The organism is Kluyvera sp. (assembly GCF_965301105.1).
The window spans coordinates 1-10053 of sequence record NZ_CBDKZX010000103.1 but is presented as its reverse complement, the minus strand read 5'-3'; the positions used below and the strand labels follow the sequence as shown (position 1 = coordinate 10053).

7 protein-coding genes are annotated in these 10053 nt (G+C 45.3%); 2 read left to right on the top strand and 5 right to left on the bottom strand.

Translation table 11 applies throughout. The features are described 5' to 3' along the window. Together ACW14G_RS20690 and ACW14G_RS20685 are read left to right on the top strand one after the other, a co-directional pair. Positions 1 to 354 (top strand): hypothetical protein (locus ACW14G_RS20690; protein WP_455648757.1); only part of this gene is annotated, 354 nt, incomplete at its 5' end. Between the two features lie 39 nt (positions 355 to 393). Continuing rightward, positions 394 to 1659, top strand: coding sequence for a hypothetical protein (locus tag ACW14G_RS20685; RefSeq protein WP_455648756.1), 1266 nt, complete (start codon positions 394 to 396; stop codon positions 1657 to 1659). Between the two features lie 64 nt (positions 1660 to 1723). Here ACW14G_RS20685 and ACW14G_RS20680 read toward each other — a convergent pair whose 3' ends face one another. From ACW14G_RS20680 to ettA, 5 genes are all read right to left on the bottom strand, one after another. After that, complete coding sequence (locus ACW14G_RS20680; RefSeq protein WP_455648755.1) at positions 1724 to 2974, bottom strand: capsule biosynthesis protein; 1251 nt, start codon at positions 2972 to 2974, stop codon at positions 1724 to 1726. Positions 2975 to 2992: 18 nt separating this feature from the next. Next, entirely contained in the window at positions 2993 to 5014 is a 2022-nt protein-coding gene (locus ACW14G_RS20675; RefSeq protein WP_455648754.1) for a capsular polysaccharide biosynthesis protein, read from the bottom strand. Positions 5015 to 5076: 62 nt separating this feature from the next. Beyond that, entirely contained in the window at positions 5077 to 6747 is a 1671-nt protein-coding gene (locus ACW14G_RS20670) for a polysaccharide biosynthesis/export family protein (protein ID WP_455648753.1), read from the bottom strand. Positions 6748 to 6777: 30 nt separating this feature from the next. Next, on the bottom strand, positions 6778 to 7947 hold the full coding sequence (locus ACW14G_RS20665) for a capsule biosynthesis protein (protein WP_455648752.1): 1170 nt from the start codon (positions 7945 to 7947) through the stop codon (positions 6778 to 6780). 446 nt (positions 7948 to 8393) lie between these two features. Continuing rightward, positions 8394 to 10053 (bottom strand): energy-dependent translational throttle protein EttA (gene ettA / locus ACW14G_RS20660; RefSeq protein ID WP_455648751.1); only part of this gene is annotated, 1660 nt, incomplete at its 5' end.

Here is a 10053-nt window from a genome sequence, read left to right as displayed (position 1 = left end):
CTTTTATATGTTGAATGTGATTTGGCTAAAGTAAAACTATTTATTGATGAATGTTTCGAAACTCTCCCGAATAGAATCATAGAAGATTTTGCATATAAGTTATGTGCTAGTAATTTTACTAATGAATCATATTCATATTTCAAAAAGATGAATATGGTAGAGTTGTCAATTAAGGGCCTCACTTTATTTGGCGAGTTAGCTATGTCTTATGGAGAATACGATGTCGCAGTGGCCTGCTTCCAGCAAGCCTGCCTGTCCAGATTGCCTGTTGTTGATCATGAGCTGAAAAAAAGACTCGCGGCAGCAAGAGTTTGGGCCCATGAAGACACTAAACTGCTTATTCGATGCTCTTAGATACAACACCATAACTTATATTTATATTGAGAGATTATTATGTCATTATATTTGAACATTAAGTTTGATAATTCTGTTAACTCAGTTAAATCAATTTTGGTTATTAATGGTGTTGAAGTGCCGATTTCTGGGCGAAAAGAGAAATGGTTTACCAATTTGCCAATTAAAAGTAATGATAAAATAGAGTTGGTTGGTAACGCAGAACATGTTTCATTTGAGATTGTTCCTCATAAAATATTTCATCCTGATCAGGTCGTGTTTGATAAAAAATACGGTATTAAAGAATTTATCCATGAAGGTGGATCTATATTTTATTCCCTTACAGGCAATGTAACTAATCCACAAAAATGCCTTATAACCTTTCCGGGGGTAAGTAACTTCGATAATGTTAATTATCGGTTAAGCGCAATGACATCCCTGCAATCCAGGTTGCATAATACTCTCATTCTTGCTTTCCAGTATAAGGAAAGTGTTTATGGCAACTACATGTATGAGACTGAAAATGGTACTCGTATTAAATCCATTGCTACAAAACTGATTTTGGAATTGGGACAACGTTATAACTTAAATCCTACTGATTTTATTTTTTATGGCAACTCTAAAGGCGCTTCTATTGCAATAGACTATATAGATGAGTTCCCTGACTCTAAATATTTTATAGACATCCCTCAGTTGGAATTATTCAATTATGCGCCACAAAATCCGCTAATGCGATACAGTTTGGGGGAAAAAGCACGACATTACTATAATTATTTGGAAAAACTCCCTGCTTTAAAAAATAAAAATGTGACATATTCATTTGCTGAAAATGATTTTGATGCATCCAGAGGAATGCCGATGAAATCATTCTCTGGTATGAATGTTGTTATGCTTAAAGACATGCCTCACTCTGGTTCGGCAATGGAACTGGTTAAACGACAGTTTTCTAAAGTTATTCAGCTTATTGCAAATCGAGATGCAGTTTCTAAGAAAAACATTGATATGCGATTTGCTTTTGTGAATGGAAAGTTGTTCGCTTCAAGGTTGTTAGGCGCTTTTAAAGAAGAAGTAATGATTAGTAAGGTCTATGCTGAAATTGAATTTTATAACTCAGACAGTAGCTATTCTGTTTCATTAAATAACAAGTTTAATAGTATGTTGTGTGTCTATTGGCAGAAAGGATTTGATATCTTGAAGCATATTCCTGTCGGATCTTATAGAATGAAATTGCATGTTTATTTTGATTTTAAAGAGTTCGTTTACCCATTGAATCAGGGGGTTCAGGTAAATGAGTTAGATGTGACTATTAATACAGTGCAAGAATAAATATTATCCCCCATATTAATATGGGGGTGTTTATGATTGGGCCACTTTAAAGTGGCTTAATAGTTTATTGTAAAAACCATTTACCTTCAGTAATTATCTCTTTGTGATGAGTGGCTTGATACTTCACCATTTCAGGTGATTTCCTACCGTAAAATACTGCATTAATTTGCGTAGTAACACGCAAATATGTACTAAATTTCTTAAATAATCTCATGTCGGGGGTAAAGTTGGATCTCCAGTACTGGTTTAGCTGCCCCTGATAAGTTAGTCCTTTTATATCATACAACGCTTGACCCATCACTTTTAACGGTTTGTTGTGAATCAATGCTGAAAGACCCGCGGTGCTGTTAATCGTTATCACCGCTTTTGCATGTGTCAACATTTTTGGCATTGGTAAATCGTGAACATAAATTATTCGATTACTAACACCATACTGCTTGGCTAATCTTTTGATCAATGGCCCATATAAACGATGCCCACGATCCATTGGATGATGTTTAAACACCAGAAAATCCGTCGGCGATGCTTTTTTTGAAAATGAATACATCACATCATTAATATAGTTACGGATATCCTTGTAAGGGCTATGATTGCGAATTTGACTATCGTTATAGACTTGCAGAATGGCCAAAAAATAGCGCTTATCCAGGGTAGTCTTCAGCAGATCCATGACATGTCGTTCCTTGTAGCGATACCATTGCTTTCGCCAACCAGCTCGGATCCAGCATTTGCCCTCATACCACGGGGAAAAAACTTTGTGATGTCGATATAGAGGAAATTGATTTCGATAAAGCCAACTCACCAGGTAATACCATATAGCATGCAGAATACGTAGCCTGGTTGATGGCTTTAAGCTATGAACCTCAAGTTCAGGCTGTTCTGGTAACTGACGATAAAATTCCGGATCCCGGGGAAGTGAGGAATAGGCATTGACGCCACCACTTTCCAGAGTGATGAAGTGTGGGCGCAGATAACCTTCTTCGAAAGCCAGGAAACGTACGCCTTTGGCTTGTGCCCAGCGTTTTGCCGCCTGGTGTAGCAGGCGGCAGTCACCGAAGCAGAGAATGGTATCGAACGGATATGTCTGCCACGTCTCTTTCAACCAATGTGGGAATTCTCTCGGCGTTTTTTTATATGTCAGGTACTGTCGATTCCGACAATAGAAGCGATCGCCTGCGTTGAAAATGACGTTCACGGCTTCACGCCCCTGCGACTCTAGCCATTCTGCCATGTCATTGAAGAATGGCCCCATTGGTCCCTGCAATAGCAGATAACGTTTTCCAGAGAGGAGAGTGTTAATTGTATTACTGTTCATAGAGAGTCCTTCTCGATATTAGTCCTTCATCGCTTTAAGCAGCATCCGTAACTTTCTTCCCTGCCGCTGCAGATATTGACCAGACCCTCGTTTCATCATCAGGCTTTGCCGTTTTTGCCCAATTAACCAATCCATGGCCATCTCAGGTGGGATGCACTGTTTATTTTCCGGGTGGATATAGATAGGGTAGTTGATAAGCGTTTGATACAGCAGGTCTCTGATAGTAAGGCGATGCTGGCGGCGCTCGCAGATGTACTCATCGGTAGTCAGGCCCCAGCCAGCATAAAAAGGCATACCATAGCAAAAGACTTTTTTGCCGTGCATCAAGGCTTCAAATCCAGATAGCGAAGTCATGGTGTGAACTTCATCCACCTGTTGGATACACTCGATAATATCGGCGTCTAATGCAATACAGTCGGCCAAGCGTTGCATCTCTTCTGGAGAGATATGGCCGGGGCGGTTACCGACCAGAACATCTGGATGAGGCTTATAAATAATAAATGCCTCAGGATTTCGGGTGCGCACGGTATGTAATAGCGTCAGGTTGGTTCTGACTGACTGCGTTCCTCGTGCAATAGAGGCATCGTTCTCTACTTGTCCGGTCACTAACAGTGTGCGCTTACCGTTGGCGTCTGACGGTATTTCCCACCTGTATCCAAGGTTGTATTTACTCAGTTTACTGGCAATTAGTTTCTGCCTCAGAGCCTCCGCCCGTTGCTGCTGCTCTGCCGTTAGATGTGAGTGATTCAGTAAATTTTCGAGATCGCTTCGACGCGTTGCATCATAATAAATACCGGTTTTATCGAGCACGAGGGACAGTGGCGGATGTAAATCCGAGCCCAGCCCGGAAGAGCGCAGAAAACCATCTTCCATTCTCCACACGGGAATGTCGTACTGTGATGCTTTCAACTGCCAGCGTTGCTCTCCTTTTACCCCCCAGACGATACAAGCGCTGGCCTCGTGTCCCTTATGTGAAAAATCAACACTATTGCTCGGTGTTTTCAAAAAGGGTTTTACGATGCTGCTTTTCCACAGCGTCATTCCTGGTGCCCAGAGATGGCCGTTGCGAGTGAGAAGGTGCTTTCGCTGTAAACGAAGGTATTCAAGTACATCAAATAGAGTACCAGGCTGCCCCGTATAGGGATCGATATAACGAGTATATTGCAGCCAGGCTGCGGCAATCAGAGCATTGAGTGGAGCCTTGCCGCGACGAGCGGCAATTTCTTGTGACTGAGGATGTCTGTCGTCAGTAAGCCCCCAACCGGCATACCAGGGAAGGCCAAAGCAGACGACCTTTTTTCCCGCCATTAGCGCTTCAATTCCGTATTGGGATGTTACGGTATAAACATGAGTGACTTGGCTTAGCAGAGATTGTGGGCTGAAATCTTTCGTGATCAATCGAATACGCGGATCGGCCGACAAAGATTCGAAATAGCCTCGCTTTCTACCAGTCAGCACATCCGGATGGGTTTTAACCCAAATCTCGCCGTGAGGATGTTCTTTCTTCGCACAGGCGAGCATTGTTGCAAATTGTTGCTTCGTTGCGCCACCTAAAGTGACTGATACATCACCGTAAGTTTGGTCGACAACTAGCGTTACTTCCCCATAGTGCGTTTCCATAAAAAGAGGGGCATGGTTGTACTTTGAAAGATCGTTTTCGACGATGAATGCTGATGCACGTAAAGCATCACCGTGCAGACTCTGATTCTCGGCTTCCTGCTGGATTAATACTTCCAGGCGACTAGGGCGTCTGGCGTCGTAGTAAATACCCAGATCGTCAACGATTATTCCTAAAGGTGGTGCGCCGTTAACCCCCAGCCCTACTGAGCGTGTAAAACCATCTTCCAGGCGTAACACTGGTACGCCAGCTTTTTGTGCCCGCTCGATAGAACGCTGAGAGGAGGGACGCTCCCCCCAGACTGCAATGGCGTCCACGCTGGCTGGAATAGTGGATAAAAACGAGAGTTTGCTGCACGCTTCGCCTAAAAAGCTTTGAAGGTGCGGGATCTGCCAAATACCCGAAGAGTAGATGCCTATCATCCTGAACGGCTTCCATGTTTGTGATCTTTTCGTGGCGGATACGATCCGCCACGACCTTGGTGTTACAACTCAAGAATAACTTTGGCTGCTACTGCCAGTTGATAAAGTATGGTGGAGATACCGCGAGTGATTTCCAGGTTCTTCGACTCGTACTTCGGCAACACCATAATTTCGTCCCCTGGCTGAATATCATCGACATCATCGGCATTTACCGCAGAGCCATCCTGGTGAATGACAATGATTTTAGATTGTCCAGACTTCTGCGTCAGACCACCGCATTTTTCAATATAATCATCAACATCCAGCTTCTTATCCCAGGAGATAGCGTTGGGGAATAGTACCGAACCGTGGATCATGACCAATGAGGTTTTTTCCGGGATGGTGATAACGTCACCATCTTCTAGTATGACGTTGTCGATATTACTTTCGTTGAGAACGACCTGACCTTTTGGCACCACATTGCGGGCTTTGGCGACGAAACGGCTAACAAGTTGGGCTTCTTGAACACGTAGACGCGCTTCTTCCTGGGTCGCCGATTGTGATGATAGTGATGCTTCTTCCAGTTTCTGTAGGGAAGTGTCTAGCATCTCTTTTTGGCGAGCCGCAACCGAATGGCGGTAAAGCTGAATGTTGTTGAGCTGGGACATGCTGTTCGGACGGATCTGTGTCAGCACTTGTTTCATTGTTGAACCATAGGGCAGCACAATCGCATGTTCTCCGGAATGGGCTCCTTCAATACGAACCTGGATAGTGCCAGCATATCGGTCGGAACTGATAATTAGCTGGTCGCCACCCTGAAGGTTTTTTCCGTATGCGCTGCTTAAGGGATAGTATTCCGTACGTTTCATACTTCCCTGTTTGCGAATGATGGTGAAATGTGTTGAACCAGGCTTGGGGCGTGCCCAGTTCAGCGCTTCTGTTACCGGTATAGTGCTGTCCGCAAACTCGAAATCGTAGCTATTGTAAACGTCGCCTTCAACGCTAAAGGTATATTTGCGCGGCCCGACGACTATCGTATCGCCATCGGCAAATTGTGATAAGTTCAGCGCTCCATTCAATAAAAAATCATAGAGATTGATATGGGAGCGAATGGATTTTCCTCGTTTTACCTCGATATCAATATAACTGCCGCGATCGCTATCAACGCCTCCAGCTTTGCTTAAATATGAAAGCAAAGAATCAGAGGCTACACCACCATAAAGCCCTGGCTTTTTGACGTAGCCTGTGACAAAAACTTTGACGGGTTGAGCCTGTAGCAAAGAGGCATACACGTTGACGTTTGATTGATAAACCTCTTTTACTTTCGCCGTCACCAGGCCGTTTAGTTGGCTGTTGGGTACACCATTAACATTGAGTGGACCCACATTGGGCACGAAAATATTACCTTTGGGGTCAACGGTTAAGGCGCCGTCAAAATTAAAGGCACCCCAAAGACGAATCTGCACCGTGTCTCCCAAACCTAAAACATAATTCGGGTTAAAACCAATGGTGTTTCCGCTGTCTGCAGTGGTGCCAGTGAAGAGTTGTGCACCGAACATTCTGCTTGCTGCTGGTTGTGGCTGCGGTACTGGCGTGTTGTCAAAACCGCTGTTATCAGTGCTGTTTGTCTGCTGAGAAATAAGTGATGGCAATGGTGCGGCACCGGTTAGTTCGGGATCGGCTGTTACTCCAATCGCGTAGGACTGACTTGCCTGCATGAATATAAGTAAGAATATCGATTTTACTAGTTTCATAATAAACTCTATTAAATAGCCGCGGCTATATCAGTCTCTATGGTCTTCAATAATTGCGAGCAATAATTTGGCTGTGCCAAATAGAAGGAAACAGACAAGTAACCAACTTGCCAGAAGATAAGGAGTATTGGGAAATCTCGACTCTTCTGGTAGTTGTGGTGAACTGATGACGGAGAGCGTTTTTAGTTTGCGCGCACTTTCCATACGCGTTTTTTCGATGGATTGCAGCGCCAGTGAGTACAAATCGGTGCTAAATGTTACTTTTGATTTAATATCCTCAAAGTCGGCAGCCATGCTGTTCAACTTTTTGCCTTCTGGGGCAGTAATTTTGCTTTGCTCTTCATCGATTTGCGATTGGAGTGATTTGACCGCATTCTTCGTACTCACAACTTGTGGCGCATCTTCACGCAGATACGTCAGCAGGTTGCGCAGGTCGGCTTCCATTTCTATCTTTTTTGCCAGTAATGTATTAACCAGGGTTGTAGCCGCTTCCGCGGATGCCGCTGGATCTAATATATTATTGTTGTTTTGATAGTTGATTAGCTCTCTTTTGCTTTCGTCTAGCCGCGAACGCATTTGTGCTAACTCATCTTCTGCAAATAGCATTTGTTCGCGTGAAATCTTATGTGACAGCTCGTTGATAAAGCGTTCTGATTCTTTCAGTACCGCTTGGTTGAAGGCCTGGGCGAACTTTGGTGTAAAACCCTGTGTCTGGATTGTCAGTAATCCGGTTTTCTCGTCGTAGTCGACATTTAAACGGCTGCGATAATAGTCCAGGTAGCGCTCTGCGGTAATATCAGCAGATAAATGAAACAGAAAATCCCAGCCACTTTGGCTAAACGCATGATGAAAATCGAGCTTTTTATCCAGCGCTTGCAGCATGTCTGGCGAGTTGATGTACTCTTTCAGATAGAGAGAATCTTCTGCGGAGGAAGGGTTTGAGGCGCCGAGCAATAGACCGAAATTAAGGCTGCTACTGTCGAGATCGTTTGGTCGCTTAACCGCAACGGTAGACTCACTGACGTAGCGGGGCTGGCTGAAAATAACGAGATAGATAATCAGCAAGCACATTGGCGCTGCGATGATGATCTTCCACAGATTTCGCTGTATGTCGAACTGTTGGAATTTCTTTGAAATTTTACGAGCCAGCCTTTTTTTTCTGACAATAAAACCGCCAGACAGCACTTTATTTATTTTCATGAGCTATTCGATGAACTTAATTAATAGATTAGATGGATGGGGTTCTGACAGTGTGAACGAATGTTTATCCGCACCATTTATTCCGTTTGTTCAATCGAAATAACGAATGATAGAGAATGTGATAAAACATCTTATTCCTTTGTGTATTATCAAGTGACGTTTTTGTATTCAATGGATTCCTGTCCATGAATAATGCTCACGAATAATTCAATGCTAATATTTATAGGCATTTTTAGCACAGTCATTAAAACATCACAATACTGATTATATATGATGGATTTTTCTCAACGGAATTGTATTGAATTGGGGTATGTTTTTGTCTGGAGGATGGGTATTTATAGATAAAAAGGCAATGGATTATTTTTTCTCTGAATATTTTTATTTTTAATTTAATTTATATTAAGTAATATTAAGGCGGATGGCGTGCGCCATCCGCTTGGGAGCAATTACTTCGCAATACGTTTGTACTTGATACGCTTCGGCTCCAGCGCATCGGCGCCCAGCGTGCGTTTTTTGTACTCTTCGTATTCGGTAAAGTTACCTTCGAAGAACTCAACCTTACCTTCATCCTGGTAATCCAGAATGTGGGTGGCGATACGGTCGAGGAACCAACGGTCGTGCGAGATAACCATCGCGCAGCCCGGGAATTCCAGCAGGGCGTTTTCCAGCGCGCGCAGGGTTTCGATATCCAGGTCGTTGGTCGGTTCATCGAGCAGCAGCATGTTGCCGCCAACCTGCAGCAGCTTCGCCAGATGCAGACGACCGCGCTCACCGCCGGAGAGTTCACCAACGCGTTTACCCTGATCAACCCCTTTAAAGTTAAAGCGGCCAACGTAGGCACGGCTTGGCATCTCGGTGTTGCCGATCTTCATGATATCCAGCCCGCCGGAGACTTCTTCCCACACGGTTTTGCTGTTATCCATTGCGTCACGGAACTGGTCAACGGAGGCCAGCTTGACGGTTTCGCCCAGCGAGATAGTGCCGCTGTCAGGCTGTTCCTGACCGGACATCATGCGGAACAGAGTGGATTTACCCGCGCCGTTTGGACCGATGATGCCGACAATGGCGCCTTTCGGTACTGAGAAGCTCAGATCGTCGATCAGCACGCGATCGCCGTAGGATTTACACAGGTTGCTGACCTCAACGACTTTATCGCCCAGACGAGCTCCTGGTGGGATAAACAGTTCGTTGGTTTCGTTACGCTTCTGGTATTCGGTGTTGTTCAGCTCTTCAAAGCGCGCCAGACGGGCTTTGCCCTTAGACTGACGGCCTTTCGCGCCCTGACGAACCCACTCCAGCTCTTTCTCAATGGATTTACGGCGAGCCGCTTCCTGAGACGCTTCCTGTGCCAGACGCTGATCTTTCTGCTCCAGCCAGGAGGAGTAGTTGCCTTCCCACGGAATACCTTCACCGCGGTCAAGTTCGAGGATCCAGCCTGCAACGTTATCGAGGAAGTAACGGTCGTGGGTAATCGCCACAACGGTGCCTTCGAAGTCGTGCAGGAAGCGTTCCAGCCACGCCACGGATTCGGCATCCAGGTGGTTAGTCGGTTCGTCGAGCAGCAGCATGTCTGGTTTTTCCAGCAGCAGGCGGCACAGCGCGACGCGGCGGCGTTCACCACCGGAGAGGTTAGCAATTTTGGCATCCCAGTCCGGCAGGCGCAGAGCGTCAGCGGCACGTTCGAGCTGCACGTTCAGGTTGTGACCGTCGTGCGCCTGAATAATCTCTTCGAACTTGCCCTGTTGCGCGGCCAGCTTATCGAAGTCGGCATCCGGTTCCGCGTACTTCGCATACACTTCGTCCAGGCCTTTCAGCGCGTTAACCACTTCGGAAACCGCTTCTTCAACGGATTCACGAACGGTATGCTCAGGGTTCAGCTGCGGCTCCTGCGGCAGGTAGCCAATCTTGATGCCCGGCTGCGGGCGCGCTTCGCCCTCGATATCGGTATCGATACCAGCCATGATTTTCAGCAGGGTGGATTTACCGGCGCCGTTCAGACCCAGAACACCGATTTTTGCGCCAGGGAAGAAGCTCAGCGAGATGTTTTTAAGAATATGACGTTTCGGCGGAACAACTTTGCCGACACGATGCATGGTATAAACGAAT